Source organism: Xanthomonas maliensis (genome assembly GCF_009192945.1).
In the GTDB taxonomy this organism is placed as follows: domain Bacteria; phylum Pseudomonadota; class Gammaproteobacteria; order Xanthomonadales; family Xanthomonadaceae; genus Xanthomonas; species Xanthomonas maliensis.
In genome coordinates this window covers 1-17,887 of the sequence record NZ_NSET01000058.1, presented here as the reverse complement: position 1 = coordinate 17,887, position 17,887 = coordinate 1, and the positions used below count along the sequence as shown (strand labels likewise).

At 65.6% G+C, this 17,887-nt stretch carries 2 protein-coding genes; both read left to right on the top strand.

Translation table 11 applies throughout. The annotated features are described in order from the left end of the window. Positions 1-40: 40 nt before the first annotated feature. On the top strand, positions 41-8,461 hold the full coding sequence (locus CKY51_RS17655; protein ID WP_211904909.1) for a non-ribosomal peptide synthetase: 8,421 nt from the start codon (positions 41-43) through the stop codon (positions 8,459-8,461). Positions 8,462-8,467: 6 nt separating this feature from the next. Next, positions 8,468-17,887: non-ribosomal peptide synthetase (locus CKY51_RS17650; protein WP_152249575.1), on the top strand; the 9,420-nt coding region annotated here is incomplete at its 3' end.

Sequence of the window (17,887 nt, the reverse complement as noted above, 5' to 3'; positions counted from 1 at the left end):
GCCGCAGCCATCGACCCCGCTCAAGTTCGACCTCGATCTGGTGCTGCAGGAGCACAACGGCGTCATCGTCGGCCGACTGGTTTACGCCACGGCCCTGTTCGATCGTACTAGCGTCGAGCGTTTCCTCACCGGCCTGCTGATGTTGCTGCGCGCGATGAGCGCGCACGACCAGATGCCGGTGAGACACCTGCCCTGGCTGGATCCTGTGCAACGCCAGCAGGTATTGACCAGGTTCGGCACCGGTACGCGCGCGGCGCTGCCCGCACTGCCGCTGCACCGGCTATTCGAGGCACAGGCAAGATCCACCCCGCAGGCCATTGCGGTGGTGACAGATCAGCAGCGTTTGAGCTATGCGACGCTTGACGCGCAAGCCAACCGACTGGCGCACCGTCTGCTTGCCTTGGGCCTGCCTGCAGGCGGGCGCGTGGCCATTGCCCTGCCACGCTCGGGTGCGTTGATCGTCGCGCAGCTGGCAGTGCTCAAATGTGGCGCTGCCTACGTGCCGCTGGACAGTGACCAACCACCAGCGCGTCTGCGTACGCTGATTGCCCAAGCAGGCATCGCCATCGTGATCCAGGACCGCGATGGCGTACTCGCACCGCCGGCGGTGGCATGCCTGGCAGTGACCGACGACGACGCTATCGAGGTCGATAGCAACGCGACGACGGCGCCCGCCATCGCGGTACCAGCAGCGGCCACCGCCTATGTGATGTACACCTCCGGTTCCACCGGCATGCCGAAGGGCGTGACGGTGTCGCATGCAGCGGTGTGCAACCTGGTGCTGCAGGACGGCCCGGCAAGGCTGCGCACCGACGACCGCGTGGCCTTCGCTTCCAACCCGGCCTTCGACTCGGCCACGCTCGAGGTCTGGGGCAGCCTGCTCAACGGTGCCAGCGTGGTGGTCGTGCCGGCTCCGGTGATGCGCGATCCGCAAGCGCTGGGCGCACTGCTGACGCGCGAACGGCTATCGGTCCTGATCCTGGTCGCTGGCGTCCTGCGCGCCTACGCACCGCTGATCGCCACCCCATTGAGCACACTGCGGTTGTTGCTGACCGGTGGCGATGTCGCCGATGCCAATGCCATCACGCAGGTGCTGGACGTCGGTGGCCAGGTCCGTGTGCTGCAGACCTATGGTCCGACCGAGAGCACCCAGTTCGTCACCGGAGTGGTGATCGACAGTGCGCCGGTGCCAGGCCAACGGCTGCCGATCGGTCGACCGTTGATCAATACACGGCTGTACGTTCTCGATGGTCAGGGCCAGCCGCTCCCCATCGGCGTCACCGGCGAACTGTATATCGCAGGTGCGCAACTCGCGCAGGGCTATCTGCATCGCCCGGATCTGAGTGCCGAACGCTTCGTCCCCGATCCGTTCGCCGCGACTGCCGGCGAGCGCATGTACCGCACCGGCGATCTTGCACGTTGGCGCGCCGACGGCCAGCTAGACTTCGTCGGCCGCAACGACACTCAGGTCAAGATCCGCGGCTTCCGTATCGAGCCGGGCGAAGTCGAGGCGGCCTTGCGCGCCTGCGACGGGGTGCACGATGCAGTGGTGATCGCTGATGGGGCCGAAGACAAGCGCTTGATCGCCTACCTCATCGGCGACGTTGCCGACCTCTCCACGCTGCCCGCCCAGCTCTCTACGCGCCTGCCCGACTACATGCTGCCGGCGGCCTATGTGCCGCTGGACGTCTTGCCGTTGACGCCCAACGGCAAGCTCGATCGCGCTGCACTGCCGAGACCTGACGTCGATGCGCTGACCAGCCAAGCCTACGTGGAGCCCGACGGCGAACTGGAAACCCTGCTGGCCACATTATGGTGCGAGCTGCTGGACGTACCGCAGATCGGCCGGTACGACAACTTCTTCGCCGTCGGCGGTCACTCGCTGCTGGCGGTCCGGTTGATTTCGCGCATCCGCAGCGTGCTCGGTCTGGAGCTGCCACTGGCGAGCGTATTCGCGGAACCGCATCTGCACGCGATGGCGCTCGCAGTGGCGGATGCGGCTGACCAGGCGCTGCCGGCGATCGTCCCGGCGCCGCGCGACATGCCGTTGCCGTTGTCCTTCGCCCAACAGCGGTTGTGGTTCGTCGCCCAGCTCGACCCGCAGGCACAGCTCGCCTATCTGATGCCCCTGCGCGTCCGGCTGCAAGGCAGGCTGCACGTCCAGGCCCTGCATGCCGCACTCGATCGACTGGTCGCGCGCCATGAGTCACTGCGCACACGCATCGACATCGTCGATGGCAAGGCCGTGCAGGAGATCGCAGGCGTCGATAGCGGGTTTCCCTTGATCGATATCGATCTCTCGCAGCAGGCAGCACCACTCGCCGAGATCCAGCATCACGCGGAGCAGGAAGCGACCACACCGTTCGATAACACGCATCGCACGCTCGTGCGCGGCCGTCTGCTGTGCCTGGCCGACGACGATCATGTGCTGTTGCTCACGCTGCACCACCTGGTGTCCGACGGTTGGTCGATGGACGTGTTGGTGCGCGAACTGAGCGCACTCTATAGCGCCTTCGTGCACGACCAACCCGACCCACTACCGCCGTTGCCGCTGCAATACGCGGACATCGCGGTTTGGCAACGCCGCTGGCTCGAGGGCGAGCGGCTGCAGCACCAGCGCGACTTCTGGCTGCAACACCTGCACGACGCGCCGACCGCACTGGAACTGCCCACCGACCATCCGCGCCCTGCGCAGCAGAGCTACTGCGGCGACAACTGCGCGCTGGTGCTGGATGCCGCGCTGACCGCGGCGCTGACGTCGCTGGGCCACCGCCATGGCACGACATTGTTCATGACGCTGCTAGCCGCCTGGGGCGTGCTATTGGCGCGGCTGGCGGGTCAGGCACAGGTCGTCATCGGTACTCCCATCGCCAACCGTAACCGCAGCGAGCTGGAGCCGCTGATCGGCCTGTTCGTCAACACCCAGGCGCTGCACATCGATCTACGCGGCGCCCCCTCGGTGGCCGACCTGCTGGCCCAGGTCAAAGCCACCGCGTTGGCGGCTCAGGACCACCAGGACCTACCGTTCGAACAGCTGATCGAAGCGCTCAATCCTGTCCGTCGCCTGAGCCACCATCCAATCTTCCAGGCCATGTTCGCCTGGCAGAACACCCCAACGGATACCCCAGCGTTGCCTGGGCTCGACGTGCAGCCGGTGATCGTGCCCGAGACGTCGATCAAGTTCGATCTGCAGCTGACGCTGCGCGAGCAGGATGGCGTCATTGTCGGCAACCTCGGCTACGCCACCGCATTGTTCGAGCGCCGTACCATCGAGCGCCACCTGGCCCAGTTCGTCACGCTCCTGCACAGCATGGTTGCGAACGACTGCATGCATGTCCGATGGTTGCCTTTGTTGCCTGCAGCCGGGCGCGCCGAGCTGCAACGCTTCAACGCCACCGAGAGCGATCTCGGAGGCAGCGGGACCCTGCATCGGGCCATCGAAGCACAGGCATGCCGCACACCAGATGCCATCGCGGTATGCCATGACTACAGCGAACTCAGCTACACCGAGCTCAACACCAGCGCCAACCAGCTCGCCCACCATCTGATCGCTCTCGGCGTGCTGCCGGAAGACCGCGTCGCCGTCTGCCTGCCACGCAGCATCGACCTGGTCGTGGCTTTGCTGGCCGTGCTCAAGGCTGGCGCCGCCTACCTGCCGCTAGATACCGATGTCCCGGCGGCACGTATAAAGGTGATGCTGACCGACGCGCAACCGCGCGTCCTGCTTGCCCAAAGTGACGCTAGCGCCTTGCTATCACTACAGGTCGACCTGCAGACCGTGTTACTGGATCAGGACGCTGCATCGTGGGCGTGCGCGCCGACGCAGCCACCCGAGATCCGGACCCTGCACCCGCATCATCCGGCCTACGTCATTTACACCTCCGGCTCCACCGGCACACCAAAGGGCGTGATCAACACGCATGCGGCCATCGACAACCGGTTGCAATGGATGCAACAAGCCATGCCATTGGACGCAGATTGCCGCGTTCTGCAAAAGACGCCGATTGGCTTCGATGTCTCGGTGTGGGAACTGTTTTGGCCGCTCCGCGTGGGTGCATGCTTGGTGCTCGCCCAGCCTGGCGGGCACAAGGATCCTGGCTACCTGTGCACGGTGATCGAACAGGCCAAGATCGACACCGTGCACTTCGTGCCGTCGATGCTACGGGTCTTCCTCGATGCCATGCCAGAAGCCGCCTGCCTCAGCCTGCGTCGCATCGTCTGCAGCGGCGAGGCACTGCCGGCGGATCTGGCGCAGCATGCACGGAAACGCTTCCCGCAGGCGCGCTTGTACAACCTCTACGGCCCCACCGAAGCGGCCGTCGATGTCAGCGTGTGGGAATGCAGTGAAACAGATATCCACAGCGTGCCGATCGGCCGGCCGATCGCCAATACCCGTCTGCATGTCTGCGATCCGCGTGGTCAGTTGGTTCCGATCGGGGTGGCCGGCGAGCTATGGATCGCAGGCGTGCAGCTTGCGCGTGGGTACTTGGGCCGTCCTGGCCTGACCGCCGAGCGCTTCGTACCCGACCCGTTTGCAGACGTCGCTGGCGCGCGCATGTACCGCACAGGCGATCTGGCGCGTTGGCGCGACGATGGCACGCTGGACTATCTGGGACGCAACGACGAACAGGTCAAGCTGCGCGGCTTCCGCATCGAGCTGGGCGAGATCGCCGCCGCCTTGCGGGGCTGCGATGGCGTCCGCCAGGCGGCGGTGATCGTCCGCGAAGAGGGCGGTGACAGGCGGCTGGTCGCCTATCTGGTTGGCGAGGACGCACCGAGCGCTGAGTCTCTGCGCAGCGCATTGGCCACACGTCTGCCCGAGTACATGGTGCCGTCCGCCTATGTGCAGCTGGACGCGCTGCCGCTGACGGCCAACGGCAAGCTGGATCGCCGTGCGCTGCCGTCGCCGGCCGCCGATGCGCTAGTCATGCACGCCTATGTCGCACCTGAGGGAGCATACGAACTCCTGTTGGCCTCGATCTGGTGCGAGTTGCTCGGGATTGCGCGCGTCGGCCGCCACGACAATTTTTTCGCCCTGGGTGGACACTCGCTGTTGGCGATCGGTCTGGTCGAGCGCCTGCGCCGGCATGCCTTGGCATTGGACATCCGCGCCTTGTTTACGCATCCGCAACTGCGGGAGATGGCGGCCGCGCTGCAAGCCAAGCAGGTCGCGGTGCCGCCCAATCGCATCCCCGCCGACTGCACTCGCATCACGCCCGAGCTATTACCGCTGATCGCGCTGAGCCAGGCCGACATCGACAGCATCAGCGCCCTGGTGGACGGTGGTGATGCCAATGTGCAGGACATCTATCCGCTTGCGCCGTTGCAGGCAGGGATGCTGTTCCACCATCTATCCAGTGCCACAGCAGATGCCTATCTGCAGACGAGCCTGCTCGCATTTGATACGCGCCAGCAGCTGGACCGCTTCCTGGATGCGCTCGACTGGGTGGTTGCGCGCCACGACATCCTGCGCACCGGTTTTGCGTGGGCCCAATTGCCGCAACCGGTCCAGGTGGTCTGGCGAAGCGCATCGGTCTGGCGGCACACGCATGCGCTGGACATCACTGCCGATGCCGATGCTGGGGCGTTGTTGCAGGCTGTCCTGGCATCCAAGCACTACCGCATCGATCTGCAACGGGCACCGCTGCTGCAGGCGCATATCGCCCACGACCCAACGCAGTCGCGCTGGCTATTGAACCTGGCCTATCACCACCTGGTGCTGGACCACACCACGCTGCACATCGCCTTGCAGGAAATCGAAGCCTATCTCAGCGAACAGACCGATTCCCTGCCAGCGCCCTTGCCATTCCGCAACTTCGTCTTCGAGGTCGCCAATGGGATCGCGGAGGCCGAACACGAGCGCTTTTTCGCCCAGATGCTGGGTGATGTCGAACGCACCACCGCTCCCTTTGGCCTGACCGATATCCATGGCGACGGGTCGCGTCTGCGCGATGTGCAACAAGCACTGCCGACCCCGCTGGCCGCGGCGATCCGCCGGCAAGCACGACGGCTCGGCTTCAGTCCTGCGGCATTCTTCCATCTCGCTTACGCGTTGGTGCTATCCAGCGCCAGCAACCAGGACGATGTGGTGTTCGGCACAGTGCTCTTCGGTCGGATGAACGGCGGCGCGGGCGCGGATCGTGCGCTGGGCATGTTCCTCAATACCTTGCCCCTGCGGTTGCGCCGCGACCGTAGGCCAGTGGAGCAAGCGCTGTTACAGACGCACGAGCGTCTGGCTGAACTGGCACGGCACGAGCACGCACCGTTGGCCCTGGCCCAGCGCTGCAGCGGGCTCGGTGCCGCGCAGCCACTGTTTTGCGCGTTGATGAATTACCGCTACAGCGCGGGCGGCAAGGTCGCGTCCTCCTCGCCCGCTAGCGATCGCGTCTGGGAGGGTGCACGGACGCTCGGCAAACGCGATGTCAACAACTATCCGCTGACACTTTCGATCGACGATCACGGCGACGGCTTTACGTTGGACGTGAATCTCGATCGCAGCGTCTCGGCCGAGCGCGTCCTCGCATTGATGCAACACGCCTTGCTGCAGCTGGTAGAGGCCGCGGAGCAGCGCCCGCAGACGCCCTTGCACACCCTCTCCCTCCTGCCTGCAGACGAACGCGAGGCGATGGTGACCGGGACCGGGACCGGGGCCGCGACGGGCACCCCAGCACGCTGCATCCATACCGTGGTGCAAGCGCAGGCACAACGCACCCCGGATGCCATCGCACTGCGGCAAGGTCAGCAGACGCTGACGTATCAGCAACTGGATGCGGAAGCCGAGCGGCTGGCGCGACAGCTGCAGTCCTTGGGCGTCGGGCCGGAAGCGCGGGTCGCGATCTACCTCGCCCGCAGCACGGCGATGGTGGTCGCCTGGCTGGCAACGCTGAAAGCCGGCGCTGCTTACGTGCCACTGGATCCCGCCTATCCGCCTGAGCGCTTGGCCTACCTGCTGGATGACTGCCGACCACGGGTCGTTCTCTCCAGCAGCGACCTGGAAGGACAATTGCCGAGCTGTCGCGCACTGCGGACCGCCCGCGTACTTGCGCTCGATTCCTGGCAAGCAAGCGCTGAGGGCGCGCCGCTAGCTTCCGTCACGACCCGCGTGGCAAGCGACGCATTGGCCTATGTGATCTACACATCGGGTTCGAGCGGCCGCCCCAAGGGCGTCATGGTCGAGCATCGGCAGCTGGACAACTTGGTCCGCTGGCATGGTCAACGCTTCGACCTGCAAGCCGGCGAGCACTGCACGGCCGTCGCCGGTCTGTCCTTCGACGCCGCCGCCTGGGAACTCTGGCCTGCCCTGTGTCACGGTGCCTGCGTGCAGCTGGCACCAGCCGACGTCTCCATAGATCCAGCGGCGCTGCTCGCCTGGTGGCAGCAGCAACACGTGCAGGTCGGCTTCCTGCCGACGCCGCTCGCCGAACTGGCGTTGCAGCAGGAACGCTGGCCGACTGGCTTGCGCCTGCTGTTGACTGGTGGGGATCGGCTTGGCCCGGTCCGGCAAACGTTGCCGTTCGAACTGGTCAACAATTATGGTCCGACCGAGAACGCGGTGGTCGCGACCTCGGGCAGGCTCGAGGCCGGCGACAGCTTGCCGGACATCGGCGGTCCCATCGTGGGCGTGCGTGCCTATGTGCTGGATCGCTGGGGTCAGCCGGTCCCGCTGGGTGCGGTCGGCGAGTTGTGTCTGGCCGGCGCCAGCCTGGCGCGTGGCTACCTGGGCCGCCCAGAGCTGACGGCCGAGCGCTTCGTGCCGGATCCGTTCGCGGCGCAACCAGGCGAGCGTATGTATCGCAGCGGCGACCTGGTTCGTTGGAACTCGGCGCGCACACTGGACTTCGTCGGTCGCAACGACCAGCAGGTCAAGATCCGCGGTGTGCGCATCGAACCCGGCGAGATCGAAGCGGTATTGCGCGGCTGCCCGAACGTAGGCGAGGTCGTCGTGGTCGCTCAGGCGACGCCACCGGCGAGCATTCGCCTGATTGCCTATGTGACCGGTCGGGCCGATCTCGCAGCCCTGCGCCTGCATGCTGCCGCGCAATTGCCCGAGCCAATGCGGCCAGTGGCCTATGTCGCGCTGGACACGCTACCGCTGACACCGAACGGCAAGTTGGATCGGCGCGCGTTGCCGGCACCGGACGACGCGGCCTTCGGCGTACGCGCCTACGAGGCACCGCAAGGGCCAGTGGAGGAACGCCTGGCCGCAGTGTGGAGCGAATTGCTAGGTGTCGAACGCGTTGGTCGCCACGACAACTTCTTCGAGATCGGCGGGCATTCGCTGCTGGCGATGCAGCTGGCATCGCGGGTGCGCACCCGAATGCATGCCGATCTTCCGCTGGACCGTCTGTTCGCCCACCCGCAATTGCATGCGCTCGCGCGCCAGATCCTCGTCAGCCGGCTGGAACGGCACGCCGGGGACACGGCCACGCGCTTGCTCGACCAAGCCAGAAACGAGGCCTGATCCGCCATGTCGTCGACCCCATCCCTGCCCTCCACCCTGGACACATTGGAGACCGACGAACTCGAACGTCTGTGGGCGCTGCTCGATGATGCCGATGCGAACTGTCGCGACGGCGATGCAATTCCACGTCGCAGCCCAGGTCAAGCGGTGCCGCTGTCGTTCGCCCAGCAGCGCTTGTGGATGCTGGCGCAGCTGGATCCTGCCAGCGCTGCCAGCTATCTCATCCCAACCGGCGTTCGCCTGCGCGGTCGCTTGCAGGTCCCGCTGCTGCAACGGACCCTGCACGCCCTGGTCGCCCGGCACGAAGCATTGCGTACGCGCATCGTGACGGTCGATGGCCGGGCCGAGCAGGTGATCGATGCAGATGGAGAGGGATTTTCTATGCTGTTCTTCGATCTGTCGCAGCACGCGGAGGAGGCACAGACGCAGGCGCAGCAGCATGCCTTGCAGGAAGCCACCACGCCCTTCGACCTGGCCGGCGGCCCGCTGATCCGCGCGCGTCTGCTGCGCCTGGCCGAGCACGACCATGTCCTGCTGTTGAGCATGCACCACATCGTGTCCGATGGCTGGTCCATGCAACTGCTCATGCAGGAGATGGCAACGCTCTACCGCGCGTTCGTCGATGGTCTGGACAACCCGTTGCCGGTGCTGCAGCACCAGTATGCCGATCTCGTCCTATGGCAGCGGCAACAGGCAGAGACATCGGGCTTGCAGCAACACCTGGAGTTTTGGCGCAGCCATCTGTACGCCGCCCCGGCGCAGCTTGCCCTGCCAAGCGACCGTGTCCGTCCGGCCTTGCCGGACCACCGCGGCGACCACGTGCAGATCGTGCTGGATGCCGCACTGACCGCTGCATTGGCGGAACTGAGCAAGCGCCATGGCGTCACCCTCTACGTAACGCTGTTGGCCGGCTGGGCTGCGCTACTTTCGCGGCTGTCCGGCCAGGAGCGCGTGGTGATCGGCAGCCCCATCGCCAATCGGCATCGTAGCGAGTTCGAGCCGGTGGTCGGTTTCTTCGCCAATACCCAGGCACTGCAGGTCGATCTCTCCGGCAACCGTACTGTGGCAGAGCTGTTAGCTCAGGTACGAGCCACCGCCGTGGCCGCCCAGGCGCACCAAGACCTCCCGTTCGAACAGTTGGTCGAGTCCCTGAACCCGGCGCGCGATCTCTCGTGCCACCCGCTGTTTCAGGTCTCCCTGAGCTGGCAGGACGGCGAACCCGCGCCGTTGGAGCTACCGGGACTGGAGCTGGAAGGCTTCGGCGCGCAGCATGTGAGCGCCAAGTTCGACCTGGAATTATCGTTGCGCAAGGCGGGCGACTGCATCGTCGGCAGTCTGGTCTACGCCACTGCATTATTCGATCGCAGCACGATCGATCGCCAGCGAAAGCAGTTCGTCCAACTCCTGTCCAGCATGGCAGCCGATCCGCAGGTCGGCATCACGCACCTATCGATACTTCCCGGCGACGAACGCAAGCAAGTGCAACAGTTCGCGGTCACCGAGACAACAGCGCTTGCGGCCGCGGCGTGTATCCATCACTTGTTCGAAGACCAGGTGCGTCGGACACCCGACGCCATCGCCCTGGTCGAGGGACAGGTCGCGTTGGGTTACGCCGAGCTGGACGCACATGCCAATCGACTGGCGCATCGGCTACGCAGCCTGGGCGTGGGTCTGGAGAGTCGCGTCGCGCTGTGTTTGCCGCGCGGCATCGCCCAGGTCATCGGCCTGATGGCCGCACTCAAGGCCGGCGCCGCTTACGTGCCACTGGATCCAGAACTGCCCGGCGAGCGTTTGGCATTCCTGCTGGAAGATAGCCAACCGCGTGTGTTGCTGGCATGCAGCGATATGGTGTCGCAACTGCGAAACATGAAGGGTCTGTCTGAGGTCGCCATAGTGGATCTCGATGCCGAGCTGGCGCTGGACGTGGGCGCTGTGCCGCAGGATCCAGGCGCACCAGAGATTCCCGATCTGTGCGCCGAACACCTGGCCTACATCATCTACACCTCCGGCTCCACCGGCCAACCCAAAGGCACGTTGCTCACGCATGCAGGTGCCACACACTACCTGCAATGGGCCATCCAGACCTATCGGCCGCAGCCCAGTGCTGTCGTCTCCTCACCGTTGGCCTTCGATGCGACCTTGACCAGCCTGCTAGCTCCTTTGCTGTGCGGCGCTCGCGTCGAACTGTTGCCGGAACACGGCACGCTCGATGCTTTGCGTCAACGACTGTGCGATCCAGTCCCGCTCGGTCTGGTCAAGCTCACTCCTGCACATCTGGAAGCGCTTGGGCAACAGTTGGCCCACCACACCGCACCGTTGCGCCCAGCGGTGATGGTGATTGGCGGCGAGGCGCTGTCGGCCGCCACTCTGGCGCGTTGGCAAGCGCTGGCACCGCGCACGCGGTTGATCAACGAATATGGCCCGACCGAAGCCGTCGTCGGCTGCGTCGTGCATGAAGCCAACGCAAACGATGCGCAGTCACCGAATGGCCATGTGCCGATCGGCCGACCGATCGCGCATCTACGCGTGTACGTCCTCGACACCTGCGGTCAGCCGGCTCCGATTGGCGTCGCCGGTCAGCTACATATTGCCGGACCGCAGCTGGCGCGCGGCTATCTCGGTCGCCCGGCCCTGACCGCCGAACGCTTCGTCCCCGATCCGTTTGCCGACCAGCCCGGCCAACGCATGTACCGCAGCGGCGATATCGCCTGCTGGCGTGCCGATGGCACGCTGGACTATCTCGGTCGCAACGACGACCAGATCAAGCTGCGCGGTATGCGGATCGAGCTGGGTGAAATCGCCGCCGTCCTGCGTCGCTGCGCGGGCGTCGCAGATGCGGCTGTACTGTTGCGCGAGGATAGCGTCGGCGCCCCCCGTCTGGTGGCCTACGTGGTCGGCGAGCACGCACCCGCTAGAGAGCACCTACGCACCACGCTGTCGGCGCGTCTACCCGCGCATATGCTGCCATCTGCCTACGTACAGCTCGAAACGCTGCCGCTCACGACCAATGGCAAGCTGGACCGGACTGCCTTGCCTGCGCCTGACCTCGATGCGCTGGCGATCCAGCCCTATGTCGTCCCGGAAGGCGAGCGCGAAGTCTTGCTGGCAACGCTTTGGCAGGATGTGCTCGCGGTGGAGCGGATTGGTCGCAACGATAACTTCTTTGCCTTGGGCGGTCACTCGCTACTGGCGATCGGCCTGATCGAACGCCTGCGCCAGCAAGGCTGGCAGTTGGATGTACGAGCACTGTTCACTACCTCCAGCCTCGCCGATCTGGCCGCGACGCTCACGCCCAGCGCCATTGACACCGACAGCCCGCCGCCCAATCGCATTCCTGCAGACTGCACGCGCATCACGCCAGAGCTGTTGCCGCTGGTGCAACTCAGCCAGGACGAGGTCGACACGATCGTGGCGACCGTCGCTGGCGGTGCCGCCAATGTGCAGGACATCTATCCACTGGCCGCGCTGCAGGAAGGCCTTCTGTTCCACCACGTGGCCGACCCACACGCCGATCCCTATATCAACACCACACTACTGGCGTTCGATACCGAGCAGCAGGCATCTGCGTTTCTTGCCGCCTTCGATGCAACCCTGGCCCGCCATGACATCCTGCGGACGAGCGTGGCGTGGAAACACTTGTCGACACCCGTCCAAGTGGTCTGGCGTCGCGCGCCCCTGCAGCTGCACCGTCACCTTCTGAAGGGTCCGGACGTGGCGGCGGAACTGATGGCATGGCTTCGATCACAACATCGACGGCTGGATCTGACCCAAGCCCCATTGATACAGGCGCATCTGGCCGAAGATGGGCCACAACGGCGCTGGCTGGTCGGCGTGGTCGCGCACCACCTGGTACTGGACCATACGACTCTGGCCTTGCTGATCGAAGAGATCGGCATGCAGCTGTCCGGCCAGGGGCAGGACTTGCCTACGCCATTGCCATTCCGCACCTTCATTGCGCAGGCGCAACAGACATCGTCGAGTGAACATCGCAGCTTCTTCACCCGCATGCTCGGCGATATCGATCACCCGACCATGCCGTTCGGCTTGCTGCAATCCTCCAACGACGATGTTCCGGCACGCCGGCATGCACCGGTACCGACCACGATCGCGCAGTCGCTGCGCACGCATGCGCGCCAACTCGGCGTGAGCGTCTCCACCCTGTTCCACCTGGCCTACGCGTTGTGCCTGGCGCATGCCAGTGGGCGCACAGACGTGGTCTTCGGCACCGTACTCTTCGGTCGCCTACAGGGGGGCGAAGGTACCGATCGTGCGCTGGGAATGTTTCTCAACACCTTGCCACTGCGGGTCCGCATCGACGCCAGGTCGATCGTCGACGCCGTTCATCAAACCCATGCGGACATGGCGGAGCTACTTGGGCACGAGCATGTCGCGCTGACCGCGGTACGCCAATGCAGCGCCATCCAGGCACCGCTGCCATTGTTCTCGGCCTTGCTCAACTACCGGCATGCGGTGCAGCCGTCAACGCACCGTCGCGACGCGGAGACATCGGACGTCTGGCAGGGCGTGCGTGTGCTCCAGGCCGAAGAACGCACCACGTATCCTGTATCGGTCTCGGTCAACGACGACGGCATTGGCTTCTCGCTCGACGTCCTGGTGGACCCGCGTGTCGCTGTCGAACGGGTCACCGACTTCATGCTGCAAGCGCTGCAGCAACTCGACGCTGCATTGCACCGGACAGCGCACTCTGCACTGTGTGCGCTGTCGGCACTTCCGCACGACGAAGCCGCCTGGCTATTGGGGCGTGCTGCGACGGAGTCCACCTGCGTAGCAGTGCCGCAGCACACGTTGTCTGCGTGCTTTCAGGCCAAGGTCCAGCAACATCCACACGCCACCGCCGTGATCGACGGTGCGCTAACCCTCAGCTATGCACAGTTGCACGCGCAAGCCACGCAGCTGGCCCGACGATTGCTGGCGATGGGCGTCGCCCCCGGCGACTGCGTCGCCTTGCTGCTGCCGCGCTCTGCTGCGCTGATCGTCGCCGAGATTGCGGTGTTGCTGTGCGGGGCCGCCTACGTTGCCCTGGATCCATCCCACCCTCCGCAGCGTCTGCGCAGCCTGGTGCGCGACTGTCGTGCCAAGGTGTTGGTGTGCGGCGCTGACTGCGACCTGGACAGCGAGGCGGCGCCGAAGCTGGAGCTGGAACTGTCGTCCCTCGACGACGAACCGACGCCGCTGACCCTGCTACCTCGCGCAGTGCCCACCGGCATCGCCTACGTCAGCTACACCTCCGGTTCCAGCGGCCAGCCCAAGGGCGTGGCCGTCTCGCATGCCGCCGTGCTGGCGTTCGCCCTCAACGGCGCGCATGCACCCTTGCAAGCGCACGACAAGGTGGCCTTCCTCGCCAATCCTGCCTTCGATGCCAGCACCTTCGAGGTCTGGGCCACCCTGCTGCATGGCGCAGCCATTGTTGTCGTCGACGGCGATACCTTGCTCGATCCGATCGCCCTGGCCCAACACCTGAGCGTCACCGGCGTCAGCATCCTGCACCTGACCGCAGGCCTGCTGCCTGGCTACTGGCAGGGCTTGCGCGACGTGCTGCCATCGTTGCGCTGCCTGCTCACCGGCGGCGACCGCGTCGATGCCGGCGCTGTTGCTACGATCCTGGAACAGGCGGCTCCACAACAGCTCTTGCATTGCTATGGCCCGACCGAGGCCACGACCTTCAGCCTCGTGCACCCGGTGCAGGCTGTCGCCCATGACACCGGCCATCTTCCCATTGGCCGTCCCTTGCCGGGCAGCTGCGTCTATGTCCTCGACCAGCACATGCACTTGGCCCCCATCGGCGTCACTGGTGAACTGCATATCGCCGGCGCACAACTCGCACAGGGCTATCTGCACCGTCCCGACTTGAGCGCCGAGCGCTTCGTCCCCGATCCGTTCGCCGCGACTGCCGGCCAACGCATGTACCGCACCGGCGATCTGGCGCGTTGGCGTGCCGACGGTCAGCTCGAGTTCCTCGGTCGCAACGATACCCAGCTCAAGATCCGCGGTTTCCGTATCGAGCCGGGCGAAATCGAGGCCGCCTTGCGTGCCTGCGATGGCGTGCGCGAGGCGGTGGTGATCGCTGATGGCACCGCAGACAAACGGCTGATTGCGTATCTCGTTGGCGACGTCAAAGAGCCAGCACTGGTACGTGCTCAGTTAGCCAGGCGTCTGCCCGACTATATGCTTCCCGCGGCCTACGTGTCGCTGGACGCCTTGCCATTGACACGCAACGGCAAGCTCGATCGTGCTGCGGTCCGGATGCTCGAACCCAAGACACTGGACCCTGCTGCGTATGTCGCACCCATGGGCGAACTCGAACAGATCGTCGCCGCACTGTGGTGCGAACTGCTCGACCTGCCACAGGTCGGTCGCCACGATAACTTCTTCGCTCTGGGTGGCCACTCGTTATTGGCCGTCAAGCTGATCGAGCGCCTGCGCCGGCTTGGCTGGGAATTGGACGTACGCCGCCTCTTCAGTACCCCGACATTGGAGGCGCTGGCCAGCGCTCTGCACGCGACCACCGCGCTTGCCGTGCCGGCCAATCGTATTGACCTGGACTGTACGCGCATCACCCCCGAGCTATTGCCGCTGGTCGACCTGAGCCAAGCCGACATCGATAGCATCATCGCCGGCGTCGACGGCGGTGCGACCAATGTGCAAGACATCTACCCGCTGGCCCCGCTGCAGGAAGGCCTGTTGTTTCATCATCTAAACGATGCGCAGGCCGACCCGTATCTGCACGCATCGGTATTGCGTTTTCCAGCGCGCCCTGCGCTCGACGCCTTTCTCGATGCGCTCGATCAGGTCATCGCCCGCCACGACATCCTGCGCACCGCCGTCGTCTGGAAGGCGCTGCCGCAACCGGTCCAGGTGGTCTGGCGTCGCGTCGTGCTCGAACGCCGGCGACATCTGTTCGACGGGCCAGACCCGGCTGCGCAACTGCAGAGCTGGCTGGACGGTCCCACTGCCGTGCCCAGCCTGCAGCGGGCGCCATTGATCCACGCCCATCTGGCCCACGATGCGGCCAGCGGGCACTGGCTGCTCGGTCTGCAACACCATCACCTGGTCATGGACCACACCACGTTGGCGCACGTGGTCGAGGAAGTACGCGCGCACCTGAACGGACAGCAGGCGCAGTTGCCTCCCCCGCTCCCGTTCCGCGAGTTCGTCGCGCACGCCACTGCCAAAGCTAGCATGCAGGCGCACCAAGCCTTCTTCAGCGAGATGCTGGCCGACATCGACGCGCCGACCGCTCCATTCGGTGTGCTGGCACCGATCCGCACGCCATCGTGCCTGCAGTTCCTGCACCACCCACTGCCCACGACGCTTGCGCAGACATTGCGTGCACAGGCGCGTCGTCACGGCGTGACCGCTGCAAGCGTGTTTCACCTGGCCTATGCGCTGGTGCTCGCGCGTACCAGCGGCCGGGATGATGTCGTGTTTGCCACGATGCTGTTCGGTCGCATGCACGGCAGTGCCGGGGTGGACCGCGTATTGGGCATGTTCTTGAACACCTTGCCGATCCGCCTGAGCGTGGCGCGTGGCAGCGTACGACAGGCGCTGCAGCGGACGCAGCAGGCGTTGGCGCGATTGCTGCCGCACGAGCATGCCCCGCTGGCGTTGGCGCAGCGCTGCAGCGCACTGGATCCCTCTGTGCCATTGCTGTCCGCGCTGCTGAACTACCGGCACGCCGGAGGAAGCAAGGAACTGAATGACGATGCCATACCGTCCCAGGATCCCTTGCAGCAGGTGCAACACATCAGCGGGCAAGAGCGCACGCACTATCCGCTGACGGTGTCGGTCAACGATCATGGCGTGGACGGTGGCTTCGCACTGGACGTACAGGCCGCGGCGGAGATCGGCGCCGAACGTGTGGCAGCGATGCTGGTGCATACCGTGCAAGCACTGACCCACGCGCTGGAACAGGCGCCGGACACGCTGGTGCGCGGCCTGGATCTGCTACCCGAAGAGGATCGTGCAAGGGTACGCGCCATGTCCGGCAGCAAGGTAGTGTTCGCCGACCGAATCTGCCTGCCAACGTTGTTCGAGCAACAGGTCGCGCATGCACCGCAGGCAATCGCCTTGATCGACGGGGATAGCGCACTGTCCTATTCCGAACTCGATGTCCGCGCCAACCAGCTGGCCCATCACCTGATCGCCCACGGCATCGGTCCGGAAGACCGCGTGGCGTTGTTCCTGCACCGCAGCCACGACCTGGTGGTGGCGATCCTCGCCGTGCTCAAGGCCGGCGCCGCCTATCTACCACTGGATCCGGCGTATCCGCCAGAGCGGCTGGCCTTCATGCTCGACGATGCACAGCCGCGCGTGCTGCTGGCCCATCGCAAGTTGGCGGACACGCTGCCAGCCAACCCCGCCATCGCCACGGTGCTGCTGGATGCCGATGCGAACAGCTGGACGCACCAGCCACCCCATGCTCCGCAGCGCAACGATCTGCTGCCGCAGCATCCGGCCTACGTCATTTACACCTCTGGCTCCACCGGCACGCCCAAGGGCGTGGTGGTGGCCCATGCCCAGGTCGTACGCCTGCTGCAGGCAACGCACGCCCAGGTCGCGCCGAGCCCGGACGATGTCTGGACCCTGTTCCACTCCACGGCCTTCGACTTCTCGGTGTGGGAGCTATGGGGTGCGCTGGCCCACGGCGGCCGCTTGGTCGTGGTGCCACAGCCTATCGCCCGCGATCCAGCGGCCTTCCACGCACTGCTGTGCGAGCAGCGCGTCAGCGTGCTCAACCAGACGCCGAGCGCCTTCCAGGCCTTGCTCGATGCCCAGCGCCACAGCGCGGAGCACCACGCACTGCGCCTGGTGATCTTCGGCGGCGAAGCCTTGTCGCCGGCTAGCCTGGCGCCTTGGTTCGCCCAGCATGGTCAGCGCACCACCCTGCTCAATATGTACGGCATCACCGAGACCACGGTGCATGTGACCGCGCATGTGGTGACCGAAGAGGATGTCGCGCGTCCCGACCGCAGCCCGATCGGCGCACCGCTACCGGATCTGCGCGCCTATGTGCTCGGCGCCGACGGCCAGTGCCTGCCGATCGGGGTGCCCGGCGAACTGCATGTGGCCGGTGCCGGCCTGGCGCGCGGCTATCTGGGGCGCCCTGCACTGACCGCTGAGCGCTTCGTGCCCGACCCGTTTGCAGACGTCGCTGGCGCGCGCATGTACCGCACAGGCGATCTGGCGCGTTGGCGCGACGATGGCACGCTGGACTATCTGGGACGCAACGACGAACAGGTCAAGCTGCGCGGTTTCCGCATCGAGCTGGGCGAGATCGCCGCCGCCTTGCGGGGCTGCGATGGCGTCCGCCAGGCGGCGGTGATCGTCCGCGAAGAGGGCGGTGACAGGCGGCTGGTCGCCTATCTGGTTGGCGAGGACGCACCGAGCGCTGAGTCTCTGCGCAGC